20 protein-coding genes, 1 tRNA gene and 1 pseudogene are annotated in these 20,565 nt (G+C 54.8%); 11 read left to right on the top strand and 11 right to left on the bottom strand.

The features are described from left to right. The first annotated feature begins 41 nt into the window (after window positions 1-41). The 5 genes from OLTU_RS30210 to OLTU_RS30190 all read left to right on the top strand — a co-directional run bounded on the left by OLTU_RS30210 (window position 42) and on the right by OLTU_RS30190 (window position 4,940). Window positions 42-839 (top strand): undecaprenyl-diphosphate phosphatase, encoded by a 798-nt coding sequence (locus OLTU_RS30210; RefSeq protein WP_141736434.1) that lies wholly within the window; start codon window positions 42-44, stop codon window positions 837-839. A 25-nt stretch (window positions 840-864) separates the two neighbouring features. Next, window positions 865-1,092, top strand: coding sequence for a hypothetical protein (locus OLTU_RS30205; RefSeq protein WP_218110370.1), 228 nt, complete (start codon window positions 865-867; stop codon window positions 1,090-1,092). Then, window positions 1,073-2,461 carry a DEAD/DEAH box helicase family protein gene (locus tag OLTU_RS30200; protein ID WP_141736432.1) on the top strand — a complete coding sequence of 463 codons (1,389 nt, stop codon included), beginning with the start codon at window positions 1,073-1,075 and terminating at the stop codon, window positions 2,459-2,461. The genes OLTU_RS30205 and OLTU_RS30200 overlap by 20 nt, the downstream gene beginning before the upstream one ends. Further along, window positions 2,424-3,650: a DUF790 family protein gene (locus tag OLTU_RS30195; RefSeq protein WP_176737091.1), complete on the top strand. Its 1,227-nt coding sequence runs from the start codon at window positions 2,424-2,426 to the stop codon at window positions 3,648-3,650. Before OLTU_RS30200 ends, OLTU_RS30195 begins: the two co-directional genes overlap by 38 nt. Before the next feature lie 81 nt (window positions 3,651-3,731). Next, window positions 3,732-4,940: a DHH family phosphoesterase gene (locus tag OLTU_RS30190; RefSeq protein ID WP_141736430.1), complete on the top strand. Its 1,209-nt coding sequence runs from the start codon at window positions 3,732-3,734 to the stop codon at window positions 4,938-4,940. A 38-nt stretch (window positions 4,941-4,978) separates the two neighbouring features. Here the strand turns inward: OLTU_RS30190 and cutA are convergent, their stop codons facing one another. Then, window positions 4,979-5,314, bottom strand: a complete 336-nt coding sequence (gene cutA / locus OLTU_RS30185; RefSeq protein ID WP_176737090.1) for a divalent-cation tolerance protein CutA — start codon at window positions 5,312-5,314, stop codon at window positions 4,979-4,981. A gap of 10 nt (window positions 5,315-5,324) precedes the next feature. Continuing rightward, entirely contained in the window at window positions 5,325-5,768 is a 444-nt protein-coding gene (dtd, locus tag OLTU_RS30180) for a D-aminoacyl-tRNA deacylase (RefSeq protein WP_141736428.1), read from the bottom strand. A gap of 95 nt (window positions 5,769-5,863) precedes the next feature. Between dtd and gpmI the strand changes: the two genes are divergently transcribed. Together gpmI and mazG are read left to right on the top strand one after the other, a co-directional pair. After that, complete coding sequence (gene gpmI, locus OLTU_RS30175; protein ID WP_218110369.1) at window positions 5,864-7,498, top strand: 2,3-bisphosphoglycerate-independent phosphoglycerate mutase; 1,635 nt, start codon at window positions 5,864-5,866, stop codon at window positions 7,496-7,498. 18 nt (window positions 7,499-7,516) lie between these two features. Beyond that, window positions 7,517-8,362: a nucleoside triphosphate pyrophosphohydrolase gene (mazG, locus tag OLTU_RS30170; RefSeq protein WP_141736426.1), complete on the top strand. Its 846-nt coding sequence runs from the start codon at window positions 7,517-7,519 to the stop codon at window positions 8,360-8,362. 68 nt (window positions 8,363-8,430) lie between these two features. On the opposite strand, the gene rpsT is transcribed toward mazG, so the two are convergent. From rpsT to rpsR, 4 genes and pseudogenes are all read right to left on the bottom strand, one after another. Further along, window positions 8,431-8,700: a 30S ribosomal protein S20 gene (gene rpsT / locus OLTU_RS30165; RefSeq protein ID WP_141736425.1), complete on the bottom strand. Its 270-nt coding sequence runs from the start codon at window positions 8,698-8,700 to the stop codon at window positions 8,431-8,433. A gap of 71 nt (window positions 8,701-8,771) precedes the next feature. Next, window positions 8,772-9,245: a ribonuclease HI gene (gene rnhA / locus OLTU_RS30160; RefSeq protein WP_141736424.1), complete on the bottom strand. Its 474-nt coding sequence runs from the start codon at window positions 9,243-9,245 to the stop codon at window positions 8,772-8,774. Window positions 9,246-9,466: 221 nt separating this feature from the next. Continuing rightward, window positions 9,467-9,697 carry a 50S ribosomal protein L28 gene (gene rpmB, locus OLTU_RS30155; protein WP_141736423.1) on the bottom strand — a complete coding sequence of 77 codons (231 nt, stop codon included), beginning with the start codon at window positions 9,695-9,697 and terminating at the stop codon, window positions 9,467-9,469. 149 nt (window positions 9,698-9,846) lie between these two features. Next, window positions 9,847-10,038 (bottom strand): annotated as a pseudogene (gene rpsR, locus OLTU_RS32810) (30S ribosomal protein S18); the annotation flags it as partial. Between the two features lie 241 nt (window positions 10,039-10,279). Between rpsR and priA the strand changes: the two are divergent. From priA to OLTU_RS30130, 4 genes are all read left to right on the top strand, one after another. Next, window positions 10,280-12,568 (top strand): replication restart helicase PriA, encoded by a 2,289-nt coding sequence (gene priA, locus OLTU_RS30145; protein WP_141736422.1) that lies wholly within the window; start codon window positions 10,280-10,282, stop codon window positions 12,566-12,568. A gap of 59 nt (window positions 12,569-12,627) precedes the next feature. Then, the gene (locus tag OLTU_RS30140; RefSeq protein WP_218110367.1) at window positions 12,628-13,257 is read left to right on the top strand and encodes an ATP-dependent Clp protease proteolytic subunit; all 630 of its coding nucleotides are present in this window, start codon (window positions 12,628-12,630) and stop codon (window positions 13,255-13,257) included. Window positions 13,258-13,290: 33 nt separating this feature from the next. Further along, a tRNA-Leu gene (locus tag OLTU_RS30135) sits at window positions 13,291-13,376 on the top strand. A 107-nt stretch (window positions 13,377-13,483) separates the two neighbouring features. Beyond that, window positions 13,484-15,193, top strand: coding sequence for an ABC transporter ATP-binding protein (locus OLTU_RS30130; protein WP_218110366.1), 1,710 nt, complete (start codon window positions 13,484-13,486; stop codon window positions 15,191-15,193). 67 nt (window positions 15,194-15,260) lie between these two features. Here the strand turns inward: OLTU_RS30130 and OLTU_RS32805 are convergent, their stop codons facing one another. The 5 genes from OLTU_RS32805 to OLTU_RS30105 all read right to left on the bottom strand — a co-directional run bounded on the left by OLTU_RS32805 (window position 15,261) and on the right by OLTU_RS30105 (window position 20,537). Continuing rightward, window positions 15,261-16,229: an electron transfer flavoprotein subunit alpha/FixB family protein gene (locus OLTU_RS32805; protein WP_141736420.1), complete on the bottom strand. Its 969-nt coding sequence runs from the start codon at window positions 16,227-16,229 to the stop codon at window positions 15,261-15,263. Between the two features lie 11 nt (window positions 16,230-16,240). Next, window positions 16,241-17,032: an electron transfer flavoprotein subunit beta/FixA family protein gene (locus tag OLTU_RS30120; RefSeq protein ID WP_141736419.1), complete on the bottom strand. Its 792-nt coding sequence runs from the start codon at window positions 17,030-17,032 to the stop codon at window positions 16,241-16,243. Window positions 17,033-17,149: 117 nt separating this feature from the next. Beyond that, complete coding sequence (locus OLTU_RS30115; RefSeq protein ID WP_141736418.1) at window positions 17,150-18,295, bottom strand: pyridoxal-phosphate-dependent aminotransferase family protein; 1,146 nt, start codon at window positions 18,293-18,295, stop codon at window positions 17,150-17,152. Window positions 18,296-18,384: 89 nt separating this feature from the next. Next, entirely contained in the window at window positions 18,385-19,698 is a 1,314-nt protein-coding gene (locus OLTU_RS30110) for a lytic transglycosylase domain-containing protein (protein WP_176737089.1), read from the bottom strand. Between the two features lie 59 nt (window positions 19,699-19,757). Further along, the gene (locus OLTU_RS30105; protein WP_141736416.1) at window positions 19,758-20,537 is read right to left on the bottom strand and encodes an outer membrane protein assembly factor BamD; all 780 of its coding nucleotides are present in this window, start codon (window positions 20,535-20,537) and stop codon (window positions 19,758-19,760) included. Window positions 20,538-20,565: the final 28 nt, after the last annotated feature.

Genomic DNA, 20,565 nt, shown 5'->3' with positions numbered 1-20,565 from the left:
GACCGTATCACGGGCTTTATTAATTCAAGGAGACGTCCAGGATGGAGCTGTGGCATTCCGTCATTCTCGGGATCATTCAAGGTTTGGCCGAATTTCTTCCTATTTCCAGTTCGGGGCATTTGATCATTGTCTCGACCATGCTCCAAGGCCAGCCCTTGCCTATGAGTCTCGAAGTGGCTCTGCACGTCGGCACCATGGTAGCTCTTTTGATTTATTTCTGGCGTGACTGGCTGAATCTTATCCAGGGATCCCTGCTGACTGTGAAAGAAAAGAAGCTCAACCCCAACAGTCAGCTCGTTCTGAATATCATTGTGGGCAGCATACCGGCGGCGGTCATCGGCCTGGTATTTGAGCATCAGATCGAAACATTTTTTTCGACCCATCCCTATCTCGTCTGTTTCCCGCTCGTGATCGTTGGCATTCTGCTCTGGTGGGTGGATCGCAAGGCTTCGATTCACCGCAAGATGCTGGAATTCACGCCAACGCATGGTTTTCTGGTCGGGATTGCTCAGGCCTGCGCTTTGTTCCCGGGCACATCCCGCTCCGGCGCGACCATCATCGCCTGCCGGCTGCTCGGGCTGGATCGCAGTGATGCCGCGCGCTTTTCATTTCTCCTGGGCACTCCGGTCATGGGCGGGGCGGCCCTTCTCAAGGCTGATGAAATCCTCGCCAGTATTCATCTTCCCGAATTTTACGTAGGCATGCTAGTGTCAGCCCTCACCGGATGGCTGGTGATCGGTTTTCTGATGCGCTATCTACGCAAGTATGGCTTTGGTGTCTTTGCCATCTATCGCGTGATTCTGGCGCTCGTGAGCATCGGTATCCTGATGTCCCATTGAGGCAGTTACGGGCATGAAATCCTATTTGCGACGTTCCATCTTTACCAAAGCCGTGGCTCTTGGTTTTATCGTGATGATTCTGCTGGGCAATGCCTGGCTGGTCCTCTTTTTAACCGGCCAGGGCGGAGCCGTCTGGCTGAGCAATTCCCTGGCCGCTTGCATGGTCTGGACACTCCTGGGCGGCTTCGGTATGGGATTAAGAATGATTCAGCATCAATTCCAAAAGGAACCGGATGACGACGCTGCAGTATGAGCTTGGAACCCTGCTCCTGGATGGCGCCCTTGGCGACATTGGTCAGGATTGGCCGGGCTTCCGTTTCGACAGTCGGACCAAACAGTGGCGGGCCCCGGGGTATTGCTATCGGGATGTGGTGCTGAAGGCCATCGAGGAAAAGAAACCTCTGGTCGATCGCGCGCGCTCCTACCAGGCTTTGGAATTGAAGCTGCGCGAACCCATCGTGCCGCGGCCACACCAGGCGGGGGCCCTGACGGCCTGGCAGCAGCAGGGATCGCGTGGAGTTGTGGCCCTGCCCACCGGTGCGGGGAAAACCATCCTGGCAGTGCTGGCGATGGTGGCCAAACAGAGGCCAACGCTTGTCGTTGTGCCGACGATTGACCTTCTTCTGCAATGGCAGAACGTGCTGAAAAAATTCTTCGGCATGGAAATCGGTGCCCTCGGCGGCGGCTGGAAGGATATCCGGCCGGTAACGGTCTCCACCTATGATTCCGCGTATCTCAGCATTGAAACCATCGGCAATCGCTTTGGTCTGCTCATCTTTGATGAATGCCATCATCTGCCTTCGACCCAGTATCAAATGATAGCAAGAGCTTCCATTGCTCCCTTCCGTCTTGGTCTTTCCGCAACCGTGGAACGTGCCGATGGCAAGGAGGAGCTGATCTATGAACTGCTCGGTGAACTCTGCTATGAGGGCCAGATTCGTGAGATGGTGGAAACCGTGCTCGCGCCCTACGATGTGGTGAGCGTGGAAGTTCCACTGACGCCCGAGGAAAAGGAAGCCTATCAAAAGGCGCGCGGCACCTACACCGCCTTTATCAAGAATCATCGCATCAACTTCTCCGGCCCCGAAGGCTGGCAGGATTTTATTCGTAAATCCGCCACGCTCCCAGGAGGCCGGGAGGCCATGGACGCCTGGCGCGAGCAAAAGCGCCTGGCTCAGGCCGCAGCGGGCAAGATGGATGAGCTTTGGAATATTCTTCAGAAGCATCGGGGTGATCGCATCATTGTTTTTACACAGGACAATGCGATGGCCTATCAGATCGGGAAGAATTTTGTGTTGCCGGTTCTGACCCATCAAACCAGGCCCAAGGAACGCAAACAAATGCTGGAGTATTTCCGGCAAGGGCGTATTGATGTGCTGGTGACATCCAAGGTCCTGAACGAGGGCGTGGATGTCCCCGAGGCCAGCATTGGTGTGGTGATCTCCGGCAGTGCCGCCGTCCGTGAGCATGTGCAAAGACTCGGCCGTATTCTGCGCCATCAGGAAGGGAAAAGGGCCGTGCTCTATGAGGTGATCTCCAAGGACACCAACGAATTCTATGTCAACAAGCGGCGCAGGAACCATCATGCTTACCAAAGACCTTCTCAAGTATACAAGGCGTGAGAGCCGTGTTCATCCCAAGTATCTGAAGCCGAATGACCGAAAACTTATTCAGCTCGGCGATGAACTGGCCGCGATCTACCGCGAGCATGTGGGGCAGAGCTGGCGGGACCTCGCCGAGCGGCTGAAGCAGCATCCGGAATCATCAGACGCTGTATTCCAAGGCTTCGGCAAACTGCTGGAGGACCGCTGCACCTTCGGTGAGGCCGATGAGATTCTCGAGGAGCAGCGCTGGCAATGGTTCGAGTTGAGTCGTGCGCTGCGGGCTGAGGGCGTTTCCACTCTTGCGGTTTTCGAGCAGCAGATGGCGGAAAAAAGCGGACGCAGCTTTGGTGCCATACAGGATCAACTCTATGCAGATCTGCCGGAGTTTCGCAGCCTCCAGACCTTTGATGATATTGCGGGCGAGGCTCTGGTTCACCGTTACAACGCCGCTCAGATTCAAGGCCTGCTTTTAAGGGCCCAAAAGGTTCGTTTTACCGTTCACGAAAAGGATCTCGTTACCCGTCGACGATTGTTGCAGAAACTAAGATTCTGTCGACTCCTGGCTGAATTTGTTGAAAATCCAGAGGGTGCCCTGGTCCTGGAAATTTCGGGCCCCTTGGCCATGTTCGATCAGGTTCAGAGTTATGGCATGAGACTTTGTCAGTTTTTTCCTTATGTTCTGCTCATGCCGCAGTGGGACTTGGAAGCAACAGTAAAGCTTGGTGAAAACTACTACGACTTGAAAATCGATAGTTCCAAGCCGATTCGCAGTCATTACCGGAGCTTTAGTGGGTACATTCCCGAGGAGTTCCAGGCCTTTATGAAGGCTTTTAACGGCCTTCCGGCAGCGGATCGAAAAGATTGGAAGGTGGAGGAAGGGCAGGAGCATCTGAACCTTGGTCAGCAGTGCTATAGTTTTCCCGATCTTACGCTGCGTCACAGCACAGGAGTTGTCAGACACCTCGAGTTGTTCCATAAGTGGCATGAGGGGGAACTTCGCAAGCGGATTGCGGTTCTCAGTGAAGTCAAAGAAGTCCCACTGATGCTGGGCATCAGTCAGGATTTGGCGAAGGAATCCACTGTTGAAGGAGTGCTTGCGCAGGCCAAGGAAACTGGCATAAGTATTTTCACCTTTCGGCAGTTCCCGACGGTCAAGGCAATATTGACCCACTTGCCCAAGGTGAAAAGTGGAATCGCAGTGGTATAATGAAAGAGAGCCGCGATCCTGTGCGGACGTGCAGACGAAAAGAGGGCCGAACCCAGGCGAGCACGTGAAAGGAGTAGCCCTTTGTCGACGATGGATACGCGATTCAAAGAAAAGGAGGCTGAATTGATCAGCCTCAAAAAGAAAGTCAAAGCTCAGAAGGAGCTCAGCAGTGGCGACACTGATCTGATGGAAACTGAAGCGAATGGCTCGGATCCCGTACGCGTGGAAAAGAAAAGCAAAACTCAGGAACTCATCGAAACCCTCGAGAAGGCTCGCGGCAAACGGCTGCTGATCTGTATCAAGGGTTATCCGGATCCTGATAATATAGCGACATCTCTTGCCCTCGCGTACATGGGTGCCCAGTTCGATATCCAGTCCACCATCCTTCACTTCGAGCAAATCTCCCATCATGAGAATCGCGCGCTGGTGAAAAAACTGGACCTGGATATAGAGGAATATAACGATCAGTTCGATTATTCCTCCTACGATTACTATGCAGTGAACGACTCACAGAACACCGAGCTGCCGATCAAGCTGCCGGAAACCTGTGAGCTCCTGGTGTTTGTCGATCACCACAGAAAGCTGGGAACCATCAAAGGCCACTTCCTGGATATCCGGGAAAACGTCGGTTCCACGTCCGCGATCTATGGTGAATATCTTTGCGACCCGCGCTTTGGCTTCAAGGGTGATACGCTCGAAGAGGCGAAGATCGCCACGGCTCTCATGCATGGCGTGCGCACGGATACCGATAACTTCGTCAATGCAACACCGGCTGACTACAAGGCCTCGGAGTTTTTGTCCCGTTATGTGGACAAGGATCTTCTGGCACTGATCTCCCGGCAGTCGATCCCGGCCAAGACCATGGACCTCACGCAGATCGCCCTGCAAAGGAAGGATATACGCGGTACGTTCATGTTCTCAGGCGTGGGTTATGTGCGGGAGGAGGACCGTGACGGCATCGGCCAGTGCGCGGACTACCTTTTGAATCGCGAGGGGATCGATACGGTTGTGGTTTATGGTGTGGTCGGCGGTGAATTCGTCGATGGTTCCCTGCGCACCAAATCGCACACCCTGGATCCCGACAAGTGGATAAAGGATGTCTTCGGCCAGGACCAGCATGGTGTTTACTATGGTGGCGGCCGCAAGGATAAAGGTGGTTTCCAAATCCCGCTCGGGGTCTTTGGCAAGTGTTCGGACAAGGAACTGCTCTGGATCCTGATCAAGAAGACCATCGACGAGCTGTTCTACAACAAGATCGGTATCGACGACAGCGAGTCGAACAACGATTGATCCTGCAGCACTCAAAAAAATGATCAGACCCGAAGGCCTCAAAGGCTTTCGGGTTTTGATTCTGTATGCAAGGACTCGTGCACCCACTTTGCATAGCCGGGATTCACGGCTTCCACTTTCCACTCCAGAATACAGGGACAGCTGTAGCTGTGCAGCTCTTCGATGCGTTGCATGACACGGCCGCGATATTCAGGGCTGGTCTTGACCAGCAGGATGCTTTCCTGTGTCTGCTCCAGCATGCCTTCCCAGATATAGAGCGAGTCCGCCGCCGGGATGATGTTCGCACAGGCGATCAGTTTTTCCTCGAGCAGTTTATGGCTGATGCTTTCAGCTTCGGTGCGATTGCCACAGGGAACGTAGAGTACGCTGATCATTGTCGGCTCCTTAGTTGGGAACATCCATGATAATGGTCACCGGTCCGTCGTTAACTGAACTGACGTCCATATGGGCCTGGAAAACACCAGCTGCAACCCTTATGCCTTTGCCCGCGGCGCAGTCCAGGAACTGCTCGTAAAGAGCCCGGGCTTTCTCCGGTGGCGCCGCGTCCTGAAAATTCGGTCGCCGGCCTTTGCGACAATCACCGTAGAGCGTGAATTGACTGACGATCAAAAGGCTGCCGCCTATGTCGAGCACCGATCGATCAAAGCGTCCCTCTTCATTGGGGAAAATGCGGAGGTTGATGATCTTATCGGCCAGCACCGGCACCAGTTCGGGCCCATCGCTTTGATGAATGCCCAGGTACACCAAAAGCCCAGCCTCGATACTGCCTGTAACTTTGTCTTCAACCTTGACATCAGCACGGCTGACTCTTTGAATCACGGCTCTCATGCGTTATGGTTATTTTCCTCGGGAAAAAGCTTTTTTCTTGGGGCCCTATCGGCTACTGTCAGCACGTTGCCCACCATAAACGCAGGGAGTTGGTCGTGTCAAAAGCAAAGCGTAAAGTTCTCGTCGTCGTGATGGATGGTGTGGGTGTGCGGGCCAGCTCCTACGGCAATGCAGTGAAGCTCGCGCATACACCGCAACTTCGCCAGTTGGAAAAAACCGCGATCTATCGCACCCTGAAGGCCCACGGCACCTATGTGGGATTGCCCAGTGATTCTGACATTGGTAACAGCGAGGTTGGTCACAATGCCTTGGGTGCCGGCCGGGTCTTTGATCAGGGCGCCAAGCTCGTGCAGAACGCGATTAATGACCGTACCCTTTTCAACGGCCAGACCTGGACCGATCTTGTGCGGTCGGTGAAGAGCCAGGACACGACCCTTCACTTAATCGGCCTTCTGTCGGACGGCAATGTCCACTCCCACGACGGGCATTTGCACGCGCTGCTGAGGGAGGCGAAGCGCGCTGGCCTCAAACGCGCGCGGGTGCATGCGTTGATCGATGGTCGGGATGTCGGGGAAAAGACCGCTGAAATTTATGTGGAGCGGCTGGAAAAAGTCATGAGCGAGCTGCAAAGCTCGGACTTTGATGTCAAGGTGGCTTCAGGCGGGGGGCGCATGACGACCACGATGGACCGTTATGAAGCGGACTGGTCGATGGTCGAGCGGGGCTGGAAAGCCCACGTCCTGGGGGAAGCTCCCAATCGCTTCCCCAGCCTGCGTTCTGCCATCATGGGATTCCGGCAGGATCCAAAGCTGATCGATCAGTACCTGCCGCCCTTTGTCATCACCGAGAATGAAAAACCGGTCGGCCCCATTCAGGATGGGGATGGCATTGTGCTGTTCAACTTCCGTGGGGATCGGGCCATTGAAATCTGCCGGGCCTTCACCGAAGAGGATTTCAAGGTGTTCGACCGCGTGCGCTGGCCCAAGGTGTTCTTCGCCGGCATGATGGAATACGATGGTGATCTGCACATTCCTCCGCGCTATCTCGTGACGCCTCCAGCCATTGATGACACGCTCTCGGAACACCTTGTCAAACAGGGTCTAAGGCAGTTTGCCTGTTCGGAAACGCAAAAATACGGGCACGTGACCTATTTCTGGAATGGCAATCGCTCGGGACTTTTTGATGCGAAGCTGGAAGACTATGTGGAAATTCCCAGTGATGTCATTCAATTCGATTTGAAGCCCTGGATGAAGGCCTTTGAAATTACCGAAGCCACGATTGCCCGCATGCGCAGTGGCAGTTTTGATTTCGGCCGCATTAACTATCCGAACGGGGATATGGTCGGGCATACCGGAAATCTTGAGGCGTCCATCACGGCCATGTCCACCGTGGACCTTTGCATCGGGCGCCTTCTGCAGGCGGCCAAGGAAACCGATACCGTGGTGATGATCACCGCGGACCATGGCAACGTCGATGAGATGTTTGATACCAATCAGGAAGGACCGGCTGACTGGCTGGAGCTGCCTTTCAGCTGGCGGCCGAAACCCAAGACCTCGCATACGCTGAATCCGGTACCCTTTTATCTGTATGATCCCCGCGGTCCCAACGGCTATCGGCTGGTGCCGGGACTGGATAAGGCCAGTATTGCCAATATCGCCTCCACTGTGATTACCGTGATGGGCGTACCGAAGAAGGAAAACTATCTGCCTTCGCTGGTGGAATTGATCTGAGATACGGATGGATAATTTATGACGTATGACGAGAACGACTGGGAAAAGGAACTTGAGGTACGGGCGGCGGAAGCCGGTCGCATCTTTTCCGATTTTGTGAAAACCGTGGCCACTCTGCGTCATCCCGTGCGTGGCTGCCCCTGGGATCTGGAACAGGATCATAAGAGCCTGCGGCGCTACATGCTGGAGGAGGCCTATGAAGCGGCTGAGGCCATGTTCGGGACGGATGAGGCGCATCTGCTCGAGGAACTCGGGGATGTCCTTTTGCAGGTCGTTTTGAATGCCCAGCTGGCCCATGACAAGGGCCGGGGTGATATCCGCGATGTGACCACCTCCATTAACAGCAAGATGGTCCGGCGTCATCCTCACGTTTTTGGCGACCTGGCCGGGCAGGGGATCGACAAGGCGGAGATCAAAACCAACTGGGAACGGATCAAGGCCACGGAAAAGGCCATCAAGCAGCATAAGGCAGGCTATTTCGCGGATTGTGTCAAGGTCGTCCCGGCTCTGACCCAGGCCCATAAAATTGGGAAGCGGGCCCATACCATTCATTTCGACTGGGATTCACCGGCCGATGTCCTGAAGCAATGCCAGGCGGAGCTGCAGGAACTGGAGCATGAAATGGTCGCAGCCGATCGGGATCGACTCCATGACGAACTGGGGGACGTCTTCTTCAGCCTCGCGCAGCTCAGTCGACATCTGGGGGTTGACCCTGAGGTCGCGGCTCAGCAGGGCAATGCGAAGTTTCTGAGACGGTTTGCGGTGATGGAGGAGATCGCACGGGTCCGCGGTCAGGAGGTCACCCAGCTGACGCGGGATGAGCTGGAAGCGCTCTGGAAGGAAGCCAAGACTCAGGAAGTCTGAACGCACAAAAAGCCCGGTGTCCTGCGACCCGGGCTTTTGTATGTTCCGTCCTGCGGAATCGGCCTGACTTAGGCCTGAACCTTGGTGCGTACCAAAGCTGTCAAACGAGCCACTTTACGGGATGCCGTGTTGCGGTGAATCAGACCACGCGAAGCAGCCTTGTGCAGAAGGGATTGAGCTTGCTGTAGCAGACCAGCCACGTCAGCGGTTTGACCTTTTTCAACTGCAGTACGGACTTTCTTCACAGCGGTGCGAACGCCGGAAATATAGGCTTGATTGCGGCTTTTTTTCTTAGCGTTAACAAGGATACGCTTTTTTGCGGATTTATGTTGTGCCACTGTGTCGTTCCTCTTCCTCTTCGATTTCAGAGAGTATGTCGAATAACAAGCTGGACGCCATTCGTCAAGCTTTATAGTTCGTCGTTTCCGGCATTAAAGCCGCGTGCATCGCGCAGTGCAGTCGCCTGTTTCCGGGCTTCCTGGTCCACCCGCTCGTTATCCATATGGCCGTTATGGCCTCTTACCCAGACCCAAGTGACCTTATGACGGTTGACCTGGCGTTCCAGTTCCTCCCAGAGGTCCTGGTTCTTGACGGGTTTGTTGCCGGCTGTTTTCCAACCGTTGGCCTTCCAGTTGACGACCCAGCCCTTATCAAAGCCATCGAGCACATAGCGGCTATCAGCCATGAGGGTGACGTCGCAGCGTTCCTTCAGGGCCTCGAGACCTTTGATAACGGCCATCAGCTCCATACGGTTATTGGTGGTGCCAGCTTCCGATCCGGAGATCATTTTTTCATGCTGGCCAAACCGCAGGAGTGCCGCCCAACCCCCTGGACCGGGATTCTCAAGGCAGGCCCCATCGGTGATCACAGTCACTCGCTTCAAGCGCTGTCCCCTTGAAAACAAAGAGCGCTCCTTGGTCGGGAACGCTCGCTGTCATGGCTAGTGCCTCACATCCCATGGATCAAGGCACGGGTGTGAGCCTTTATTTCGCAGCCTTGGCTGCTTCGATCTTACGCTTGATGCGCGCCTTCAATTTCCGGCGGGCTTTGTGGCGTCTGACTTTAGGAGTTCTACGATTATCACCGCGACCCATGGTATCTTCCTTACTTCAGTTTGATGCCGTTTTTGCGAGCGAACACATCCAGACCGAGTTTATCGATCGTACGGATCGTGGACGTGGCAACTTTCAACGTCACGAATTTTTTCAATTCAGTCGACCAGAATCGTTTGGTCTGAAGGTTCGGCAGGAAGCGGTGTTTCGACTTGATATTCGAGTGCGAAACGCGGTGGCCTACCTGAACGCCTTTGCCTGTGAGTTCACAGCGACGAGACATTATTCTTCTCCTGCTTCACGAGGGGGGCCTTTGCTCTCGTCCGAACGAGGACCGCGAGGTCCGCCCGAACGGCTGGAAGTGCCCATGGCTGAAGTTGCGATAGCAGACATCTCGGTTGCAAAGTTGCGCTCCTGGCGGTGGCCAAGACTGTAAGGCAACAGAGCGAGGTAACGTGCGCGTTTCACAGCGTTACAGATAGCGCGTTGTTGCTTGGCAGTGGCGCCAGAGATCCGACGAGGAATGATCTTGCCGCGATCCGTGATGAAACGGCGCAGAACGTCGGGGTTTTTGTAATCGATGATGATGCTAGGATCCAACGTCCGTTTCCGGCGGAACATCAGACGTCTTTTCTTTCTCGAGTTAGCCATGCAGCCTCCGAATTATCCAGTGTACTCTCCGCAGAGGAAGAGAACTTTTAAATCATCGCACGCCTCTTCCTGTCTGTGTTTGGGACGAGGGAAGAAGGCACGTAGAAACCACCTTGATTGGGTCTTCACCCTAAAGGGTGTTGAAAATTAACCTAAGCGCAAGCTATACGCAAGTAAATAGATTTCCGAACCACTTGTGGTGAGAAGGATACCGGTGCAGCAATATCATCTCGACATATCGATGCCGGTGCCTCTGGACCAGGCTTTTACCTATCGCGCCTCCGAGCTGATTCCCAGCGGCTGTCGCGTAACCGTTCCTTTTGGCGCGCAACAGACGATCGGTGTGGTTCTGGGCCCGACCCAGAAACTGCCTGAAGCCGGCATCCGAATCAAATCCATTGTGAACCGTATCGACGAGCGGCCGATCTACAGCGAGACCCTGATCAGTCTGGCACGGTGGATGAGTGCCTACTATATGCATCCTCTGGGCGAAATATTTCGCGCCATGTTGCCGGCAGCGCGCAAGACTTCGGTAGTTCCCAAGGTCACGTTGACAGAGTCGGGCAAGATGATCTGGAAGGATGCCGACCATCCGCTCGGTCCAGTCTTTCGTAAGATATGGACGAAAACGGGCAGCTGCTCTCTCAGTGTTTTTGAGAAGAATGTCAAAAAGGCTGCAGAGGCCGGTTTGCCTGGGGTCGCGCTGCCTGATCTGGTGAGTGAAGGTCTTGTGCTGAAGGTCTCGCGGACCACGCGGGCTCGCACGAACAAGGACAAGGCCGTTGAGCTGGGTGCCTCGGATGTCATGGAAGCGGCACCTGCTCAGTCCCTCACGCCGGAACAAAAAGTCGTTTTGGATATTCTGGTGGAGGAAGGCTTCACGCAAGGCCAGGCCAAACCCTTTCTGCTCCATGGGGTCACCGGCGCCGGCAAGACGGAAGTCTATTTGCACCTGATTGCGAAGGTGTTGGCAGAGAACCCGGCAAATCAGGTTCTGGTCATGGTTCCGGAAATCGCCCTCACCCCACAGATGACGCGAATTTTTACCGCGCGTTTTCCCAATCTGGTTTCGGTCGTCCATTCCGCGATGGGTCCATCGGAACGCTGGGCCCAGGTCAACGCCATTCATCAGGGACAAAGGCGCATCCTGATCGGTCCGCGTTCCGCTGTGTTCGCGCCTTTTGCGCAGCTCAAACTCCTGATCGTCGATGAAGAGCATGACAGCAGCTACAAGCAGGCCTCCAGCCCAACCTATAACGGACGGGATGTGGCGGTGATGCGGGGCCATCTGGAAAAGGCCGTGGTTCTGCTCGGCAGTGCCACACCCTCGATGGAATCCTATGCGAATGCCATGCAGGGCAAATATCGCTTACTGGAGCTGCCCAATCGCGTGCATGGGCGTGGACTGCCTCAGGTGGAACTGGTGCAGGCCGAACTCGACAAGGCCTTCGCCCAGAAGCTGAGTCCCCATGGGCGCATGCTTCGCCTGATGGAACTGCCGGTGGACCCGCGAATCATCGAAGCCCTGCGCGAAAATCATGCCCGTGGGATGCAGTCCATGGTGATTGTGAACCGCCGCGGCTTTGCCTACTTTCTGTTTTCGCTCCGGGAACGCAAGGCGGTGACCTGTCCGCATTGCAGCATCTCCATGACCGTTCATAAGAATTCCACGCTGCTGCGCTGTCACTACTGTGACTTTAAACAGAAGGTGGATGACCTCGTTACGCCCGAGGAGCGCGACGCTTATGTCATGGTCGGTTACGGCAGCGAGCAAATGGAGCTTTACCTGCGCGAAGCCTTGCCGGGAACGCGGATCCAGCGGATCGACTCCGATACCGTGGGCGATCGGGAAGGCCTTCCCGCCATGCTCAACGATTTTCGTGAAGGGCATATCGACATCCTCGTGGGCACGCAGATGCTGGCCAAAGGCCATGACTTTGCGCGGGTGACGTTGATCTGCATATTGGAAGTCGATCAGATTTTGAATCTGCCGGACTTTCGCGCCGGGGAACGGGCTTTTCAGCTGATGGTCCAGGCCTCCGGTCGCGCCGGTCGCGGTGAACACAGTGGCTGTGTGATGATTCAAACGCAAAAACCGGATCATCCTATCCTCCAGGCGGGAATGCAGCAGGACTACCAGGCCCTCTGGCGGGATCAGGACGCATTTCGCCGCCAGCATGGGTATCCACCCTTTGGACGGATGATCATCTTTGAATACTCGGGAACGCGAAAGGATCTTCTGGATGATCTGGTGCGTTCCATGAACACTTGGATCCGGGAGACTTTGAAGCAATATCCTCAGATCCAGCAGGCTGTTCAGGTTCTTGGACCTGCCGTTCCACCGATTGAGATGATTCAAGGCCGCATGCGGCGCACGATTCTCATGATTGGCGCCGATCGCAAGGTGCTTGCCTGGTTTGCTCAGCAGCTCCGGTCAGCCTTTGCCGAGCTCAAGGGTGATCTGCGCCTGAGAATTGATGTGGATCCACAAAGCCTTATGTGAAAAGCGGTTTGCATTTGCCCATCCCACGACTATAAAATACAGGGTATTCGCATCACCCGATGCCTGAGTACAAACCTTTTCGCCAGCACGAAGGAGCTAGCATGAATATGAGCGGAATGGACCTCGAGCAGTTGGCAGGTCAGGCAAGTGAAAACAAATTGCTGGAAAAGCGCGTGATCTTTGTATCGGAAGCCATCAACTCCAACGTGGCCAAGCGTGTGATCAGCAATCTTTTGGCGATGGACACTCAGGACTCCAACCAGCCCATCTACATGTATTTGAATAGTCCTGGCGGGGAAGTGAATAGTGGCTTTGCTATTTATGACACGATGCGTTTTCTGAGCTCGGAAGTTCGCGTGGTCTGCACCGGCCTCACCGCCAGTATTGCAACAGTCATGCTGCTCGGCGCACCGAAACAACATCGTTACAGCATGCCCAACACACGGTTCCTGATTCATCAGCCCTTGATTGGTGGAAACATCCAAGGCCAGGCTTCTGACCTGGAAATCACCGCGAAAGAGATCATTAAGACACGGTCGAAAATCAACCAAATGCTGTCCAAGGAGTGCGGTCAACCCTTTGAAAAGGTTGAAGAAGATACCTCCCGTGACTACTGGATGAACGCTCAGGAAGCCTTGGAATATGGTTTGGTTACAAAAATCATTGGCAACCTAAAAGAGATTGTGTAAAAGGGTTTTCTCCATCTCCAGTGTGAGAAGTTTGCGAAGGTGGTGGAATTGGTAGACACGCTAGTCTCAGAAGCTAGTGGGCGTAGCCCTTGGGGGTTCAAGTCCCCCCCTTCGCACCAACAATTCTCAGGATCCCGAGACAATCCAATTCGAGTTTAGTTTGGTATATCGATACCTGCAGCGCCGCCTGGCTTCCCTGGTCATTGCTACTTTATGTACCTTTGCCTTGGGAATCGTATCGGCGCTTACCTTTGCTCTGATCGGCCCCGCCTGGCAGGTTCTGACTCAACCCAAAAGCGATGCAATCATTACCATGGACCAGCTGTTCAACGAACGGCTGGGTTCCATCGTGTCCTGGGTTCTGCAGCGGGATGGAATTCCCGCTCAGGAGCTTTGGACTGTTCTGCCTTTTCTGATCGCGGGCGCCGCCGCAGTACGGGCGCTCCTGACCCTCATTCAATGGTTTCTTTGGGAGCGCAGCAGTGAGCTCGTGGCCCGGGAAATGCGCCAGGATCTGGTGGAATCCTTTTTGGATCTGCATCCCGAGGCCCGGCGGGATTCCATGTCGCGGATCGATGCAGAACTGGCCGCCAACATTGGAACCGATATCCGCATGGTGCGCGAATACCTCGTGCATTTCTTCGGGGGTTTTCCGCGGGAATTGATCCAATGCCTCCTTTATCTCGTGACACTGTTCATGCTGGAACCCACGCTCGCGGCCTTTTTTCTCCTGGGCCTGGGTCCGGCCGGTGTTCTCCTTTCCAAACTCGGCAAGAAACTGCGCAAGCGCTCGCAAAAAGTTCTGAGCAACGTCAGCCAGCTTTCCGAATGGCTGCAGCAGCGTTTGTCCGGCCTCGAAACGATCAAGCAATTCCGAACGGAAACGAGCGAAGTCGAGCATATGGAGCAGCTTTCGAAGTCGCTCTTTCGCAACTTTGTGCAGGCCGCCCGTGTCAAGGCCAGGACCTCGCCGCTTCTGGAAGTGGTGGCCGTGGCCGCGATGATGGTGGTCATGGGCTACGGCATCAAGGAAATCGATCGCGGTGATCTCAACAGCAGCATTCTGATGTCCTTTTTCTCCCTCCTCGGGATCCTTTCGCAATCGGCCTCCAAACTGGGCCGCTATTTCAATAGCAATAAGGAAGGCGAGGCGGCGCTGCACCGGCTTGAATCGACGATGAAGTCCATGAAGGAGGGGGCAAGCCCGACCTGGCAGACGCGTTTTGCTGGGGATTCCACGGATCCCTTGATTCTGAACCAACTGACCTATCGTTATCCCGGCACAACGGAACCGGCGCTGGCTGACCTTTCCCTGGATTTCAAGCGCGGCCGCATCTATGCGATTGCCGGTCCCTCCGGTTCGGGTAAGAGCACACTCCTGAAATTGATTTTGGGTCTTTGGCGCGCGCCCCAGGGGACCTTGCTCTATGGCGTCAACGGACCCGAGGATATCGGTTATCTGCCGCAAACGATTCAATTGATGCCGGCCACGATCGTCGCGAACATTACCTATCCCGATAAGCACATGGATGAGGTGCGATTGAAGCAGGCCCTCCAGGAAGTGCGCATGCTGCAGTTTGTGGAGCAACTGCCCGCGGGCTGGAACACCGAGGTGGGCGATGGGGCTCTGACGGTTTCGGGAGGGCAGGCCCAAAGACTGCAGCTGGCCCGGCTTTTCTATCATCGCTTTCCTTTGATTATTATCGATGAAGGAACGTCAGCCCTGGATCCGGAAACGGAAGGCCTGATATTTTCCGTTCTGAAAGCCATGGTGCATGGTGGTTCCACGATTTTGATGGTGGCGCATCGTCTGTCAGCTTTGAAAATCGCCGATGAATTGATTGTGCTAAGGCGAGGCCGCTTGCACTATCAGGGGCCGCCGCAGACGGTCCTGCAGGGGGAAGACTGGCGGGAACTGTTTGATGGTGAGGCGTAGAAAAGAAAAGGCTCGGTGTTCACCGAGCCTTCTTTTTTAACGGACTGTTACCGACTTAACGGAGGGATTAACCCTTCAGTTCCTTAAAAGCCTTGGTCATGGCCGGCACAACCTGGAACAGGTCACCGATGATACCGTAGTTGGCGATCTTGAAGATCGGCGCTTCGGGATCGGTGTTGATCGCTACGATCACTTTCGACGAGCGCATGCCCGCCATGTGCTGGATCGAACCGCTGATACCGGCGGCGATATAAAGGGTTGGGTTGACTGTTTTACCTGTCTGACCCACCTGCATATCGTGAGCGGCATAACCGGCATCCACAGCCGCGCGCGAGGCACCAACCGTGGCGCCGATCACATCAGCCGCTTCGTGAAGAATCTTGAACGCATCGGCCGAACCCAGCGCGCGACCACCCGAGATGATCAGAGTCGCTTCGGTCAGGTCGACTTTTTCGCTCTTGCCCTTGCGAATTTCCACAGTCTGCAGCGGAGAGGCGGGAGCCGCCACATCGAGCTTGCTGACGTTGGCTGCGCCGTCGCCGCTGGTTTCGCCTTTAAAGACGTTGGGGCGCAGGGTGGCGAATTGCAGTTCGGTGTTTTGCAGAGCCAGCTCGGCAAACACTTTACCGGAATACATGGGCTTCAGACCGGTGATGAAATCGCCGTTGGCTTTGATTTCGATCAGGTCCGTGGCGAGACCGGCATCAAAGCGGGCGGCCAGACGGGGGAAGATATCGCGGCCCATGGGGCTGGCAATGCCGAGCACCAGTTTGGGAGCGAAAGTCTTGATCGCCTGCTCAGCGGCCGCTGCGTAAGCCATCACATTGTACTTGTCAAAAGCTGCGTTGTTGACAACGTAAACGGTGTCAGCGCCGTAGTTTTTCAATTCACCGGCGAGACCTTCGACGCTGCCGCCGACGAGCAGGGCGGCGACCTGGGAAGCCGAACCAGCCAGTTTACGCGCCGCAGCCAGAGCTTCAAAGGCGCTTTTTTTCAGTTTATTGTCACGTTGTTCAACGAAAACCAAAATTTTCATGTGGCTTCTCCTTACAGCACTTTCGCTTCTTCGCGCAGCAATTTGACAACTTTTGCGACCATGGCTTCAACGGGTTCGCCCTTGAAGACTTGACCAGCTGCCTTCTGCGGTGGGTACTGATACGATTTGATCGCGACTTTGACTTTGCCTTGCAGCTGGGCGTTGTCCAGCCCAAGGTCAGCAGGCTTCTTCACGTCGAAAGGCTTTTTCTTGGCTTTCATGATGCCGGGAAGAGCCGCGTAGCGAGGTGTGTTCAAGGATTTGTTGGCGCCGATCACAGCAGGCAGGGGGAACTTGTAAACTTCCACAAGACCGCCTTCCGCTTCACGCTCAGCCGTGGCGTTTTTGCCGTCGAGCGTCAGCTTGTTCACGACATTCACATGGGGCCAGCCCAGGAGTTCGGCCACCATGGGACCCACGTGCATGTTGTCGTCGTCGATGGCCTGCTTGCCGACGAGAACCAGATCAGGATTCTCCTTCTTCACAGCGGCGGCCAGAATTTTTGCGACCGTCAGAGAATCAGCGTCCTGCAGACCTTCGTTGCTAATGAGAAGGCCACGGTCACCGCCCATCGCGAGTCCTTTGATGATCAACTCACGAACGCTCTCTTCACCGAAACTGGCGATCACCACTTCCGTGCCGGCGTTCTTTTCCTTGATCTGGATCGCCTCTTCGATGGCGTATTCATCATAAGGGTTGATGATGAATTTCACATCGCTGTTGTCGATAGCAGCGTTGTTGCTGGTGAGCTGAATCTTGGTCTCGGTATCAGGTGTCTTTTTCAGAAAAACCAAAATTTTCATAGAAAAACCTCGATCTGCCTAATCTTCTAGGGTTTGTCGAAAAAATGACTGTAGCAGGCAGTCCTGGCCTTGGCAACTGCTCGTCCAGGGGTCCTGCAGATTGCATGGTTTAAGACCTTACGCGAGTGTCCGCATCGCCGCAGCAGTTCCAGAGCCGAGCGCATGGCTGTAACCCAGATTATGTAAGCCCATTTCAAGCGCGGCAATCGCTCCGATCAGGTCGAGATGATCGACCAGACCCAGGTGAGCTATGCGAATAATTTTGCCTTTTAATTGATCCTGACCGCCCGCAAATATCGCACCGTATCTGTCACGACAGGTTTTCACCAGCGCGGAGCCATCCATGGAATCGGGCAGGCGCACAGCCGTGAGCGCTTGAGACGGATGACTTTGGGCGAGCAGAGGCAGTCCTATCGCCTCAGCAGCATTGCGGCAGGCTTTGGCCATACGCGCATGATATTCATCACAACCCTTGGGTCCAAGAGCGCTCAGAGTCTCAAGGGCGGCCTTCAGAGAAAAAATCAAAGTCGTGGCGGGAGTCCAGGCCGTTTCGCCTTTGTCCTGCCCGGATTTTTCCTTGGCCAGATCAAAGTAAAATTTCGGTCGCTTGGAAAGCTGGGTCCAGGCGCGTTTTGAGAGGCTGACAAAACTGAGTCCGGGTGGAATGCCGAAGCCCTTTTGACTCCCGGCAACCACAGCATCCAGGTCCCAGTTATCCATCTCAATAAGTTGAGCTACTAACGACGACACCGCATCGACTACAATCAACGCATCCGAAACGGAACGAATCGCGGCCGCCAGTTCCTTGACCGGATAGGCCACCCCGGTGGAGGTTTCATTGCCCTGGAAAAAAACAGCTTTGCAGTCGGGGTTGTCCTGGAGATGTTTTTTCACAACCGCGGCGTCGGGCGCTGTGCCCCAGGGGATCGTGTAACGGATCACCTTGCATTGATAAGCCTGGCCCAGTTTTTCCCAGCGTTCACCGAACTTGCCACCATTGATGACCAGGATTTTGTCGCCCACGTCGGTGAGGTTGACGAGTGCGGCTTCCAGCGCTCCGGTGCCGGAACTGCTGAGAATCAGAGGCGCCTCGGCGCTGCCAAAGAAGGGCTGCAGCAGGCGCCGGCAGTCGAGAACGATCTGCCGAAAGGCATCCGTGCGGTGATAAACGTTGGTTTGCAGGCCGGCTGTGCTGATTTCCAAAGGGACCGGGGTTGGCCCCGGGCAAAACAGCCTTGGTTTGACAAAAGGGTTTTCGCGCATGGAGTCCTCACAACATGGGTTGGATGCTCCACCGTTATACGCATGAAATTTGGGCTCGTCCTGCCTTTTTCAAGGCGTGTGGAAGGGGCTCACAACATTCCCGTCATGATCGCAGGGATGGGTACGGCGATCGTACGTCCCGGCCTCAGGCGCTGAGGTTTCAGGTCTGGATTCATGTGCATGAGATCCTTGACGCTGATGCGATAGCGCTTCGCTATGTTGTCGAGGGTTTCGCCTTTCTGAATGCGATGAAGCTGGACATCCTGAATGGTCAGCTGCTGCAGGTCACCCTGGATCGACGCAAACTGCTCGGTCAGCGGTTTGGGCAGGCGCAGCTGATAAGGGACCGGCTTTTGGCGTCGTGGCGGTGGTGTGATGCCCCGTATGATCTCGGGGTTCCAGCGCTGGAGCGCGCGGGCTGGAATTTGCAGTTTTTCCGCGATTTCCGTGAGCCTATAGGGATGTTCCACGGTGATGGTGGACAGCGGTGTTGTGTTGCGAATGTCATGCGACACGTAAAAACCATAGTTTTCCGGATGGCTCGCGATAATGAGCGCAGCCAGAAGCTTGGGGACATAGTTCTTGGTTTCGGGCAAAAGGTAAGGTGATTTGCTGAGTGTCCAGTAATCGCGGCTCTTCGTGGCTTGCATCGCTCGCATGACCTTGCCAGGCCCGGCGTTGTAGGCCGCGACAGCCAGATACCAGTTGCGCATCTGCTTATGCAGGTCTTTCAGATAACGGGCGGCTGCAATCGTGGATTTCACCGGATCCCGGCGCTCGTCCACCCAGTAATTGATCTGCAAACCATAATGCTTCGCGGTCAGCTTCATGAACTGCCAGGTTCCTGACGCCGCCGAGCGACTGAAGGCGGTGTTGTTGAATCCGGATTCAATCATGGCCAGGAAAAAGAGTTCCGGCGGCAGGCCTTCCTTTTCCAGTACAGGCACGACCAGCGGGCGGAAGGATTCACTGCGCACCAGCCACTGCAAAAACTCCATGCGCCCGCGACCGGTGAAATACTGAATCCAGGCATAAACGCGCGGGGTGGCTTCCACCGGCATGTCGCCGAAGAAAAGCGGCAGGTGCTGGTTCAGCTTTTTATAGGCTTCCAGATTGGCTTCCTGCTTCAGGCGCCGGGCATTTTTATCTTTTTTTGAAGGTTGATAACTGGATTGATCGAGATAGCTTTCTTTTATATAAAGACTGTAGATATCATCCTGGCAAAAGCGTCTATCGTAGGATGTGTCATCCATCACTTCAACACCAGCTTCAGTCAGCGTTTCCGTGGCCTTTTTCGGCTCCGGAACCGCAAGGTCTGCAGTGGCTTTCTCTTGATCCTGTGCTGTCTGACATGCTGCCGCAAGGCAGCAGACAAGGTAAACTGTCCAATGACGAATATTCATGCGGCGGTCCCCTCCCGGCATTCTTACTTCTCGACAGGAGTTGGGGGGGACTTGAGGTTTTAAAGAGCGATGCTCTCCGCTTTCTTTTTCAGTTCATCCGCCTTCTGTTTCAGATCATTGGATGACATCGATTTGAAATAAATATTGGCATCACTTTGTTCGTCTTTTGATTTGATTTTGGACATTTCTTCAAACGCAAGAGCGGCCTTGCCATAGGCGGTCTTGGTGAGATCCTTAAACTGCGGGTACTGCTCCGCCAGCTGCAGATAGCGGTAAGCGCAGGCGTGATAGATCTCCTGTTTGCAATAGAAGCGGGCGATGAATTCGGAATGTTCCGCCACACGACGGCGGCCTTGCCGCAGAAGGTCCTTGGCCTCGCTGAGGTAGGAACTTTGGGGATAGTTCTTCACCAGTTTGTCCCATTCCGCGATGGCTTTGATGGTGTAGTCCTGTTCACGATCGATGGAATCAGGGGCTTCCGCCCAATACGATTCGCCGACACGAAACTGGGCAAAATCAGCCTTTTCATGGCGGGGGTGCAACCTCGTGAATTGTTCGTAAGCACTCGCGGCTTCACTGTAATGGCCCAACTGATAGTGGGCATCAGCCATCATCAATTCCGCCTCGGGGGCGTGCTTGGAATACGGAAAGCGTGATTTGAATTCACCCAGTTTTTGGATGGCGATCTCGTACATCTCATCATCGTACGATTCACGCGCGCGCACAAACGCAGCGGCAGGGTCGTTGGGGTCCACTTCTTTTTCGACGCAAGCGGTGGAGAAGAGGGCTGAAATAATCAATAGCTGAAGAATGTTGCAGATTTTTTTGCTTAATCGCATGCCTGGCCCTTCAAGTGCTTGAACTTTT

The sequence above is a fragment of the Oligoflexus tunisiensis genome (assembly GCF_001748245.1).
Taxonomy (GTDB): Bacteria; Bdellovibrionota_B; Oligoflexia; order Oligoflexales; family Oligoflexaceae; genus Oligoflexus; species Oligoflexus tunisiensis.
This window is presented reverse-complemented; position numbering and strand designations above follow the sequence as displayed.

Excerpts from the sequence above, each read along its gene's own strand:
- OLTU_RS30210 (WP_141736434.1), top strand. The coding sequence starts at position 42 with ATGGAGCTGTGGCATTCCGTCATTCTCGGGATCATTCAAGGTTTGGCC.
- OLTU_RS30200 (WP_141736432.1), top strand. The coding sequence starts at position 1,073 with ATGACGACGCTGCAGTATGAGCTTGGAACCCTGCTCCTGGATGGCGCC.
- OLTU_RS30195 (WP_176737091.1), top strand. The coding sequence starts at position 2,424 with ATGCTTACCAAAGACCTTCTCAAGTATACAAGGCGTGAGAGCCGTGTT.
- cutA (WP_176737090.1), bottom strand. The coding sequence starts at position 5,314 with ATGATCAGCGTACTCTACGTTCCCTGTGGCAATCGCACCGAAGCTGAA.
- dtd (WP_141736428.1), bottom strand. The coding sequence starts at position 5,768 with ATGAGAGCCGTGATTCAAAGAGTCAGCCGTGCTGATGTCAAGGTTGAA.
- mazG (WP_141736426.1), top strand. The coding sequence starts at position 7,517 with ATGACGTATGACGAGAACGACTGGGAAAAGGAACTTGAGGTACGGGCG.
- rpmB (WP_141736423.1), bottom strand. The coding sequence starts at position 9,697 with ATGTCTCGTCGCTGTGAACTCACAGGCAAAGGCGTTCAGGTAGGCCAC.
- OLTU_RS30140 (WP_218110367.1), top strand. The coding sequence starts at position 12,628 with ATGCCTGAGTACAAACCTTTTCGCCAGCACGAAGGAGCTAGCATGAAT.
- OLTU_RS32805 (WP_141736420.1), bottom strand. The coding sequence starts at position 16,229 with ATGAAAATTTTGGTTTTCGTTGAACAACGTGACAATAAACTGAAAAAA.
- OLTU_RS30120 (WP_141736419.1), bottom strand. The coding sequence starts at position 17,032 with ATGAAAATTTTGGTTTTTCTGAAAAAGACACCTGATACCGAGACCAAG.
- OLTU_RS30115 (WP_141736418.1), bottom strand. The coding sequence starts at position 18,295 with ATGCGCGAAAACCCTTTTGTCAAACCAAGGCTGTTTTGCCCGGGGCCA.
- OLTU_RS30110 (WP_176737089.1), bottom strand. The coding sequence starts at position 19,698 with ATGAATATTCGTCATTGGACAGTTTACCTTGTCTGCTGCCTTGCGGCA.
- OLTU_RS30105 (WP_141736416.1), bottom strand. The coding sequence starts at position 20,537 with ATGCGATTAAGCAAAAAAATCTGCAACATTCTTCAGCTATTGATTATT.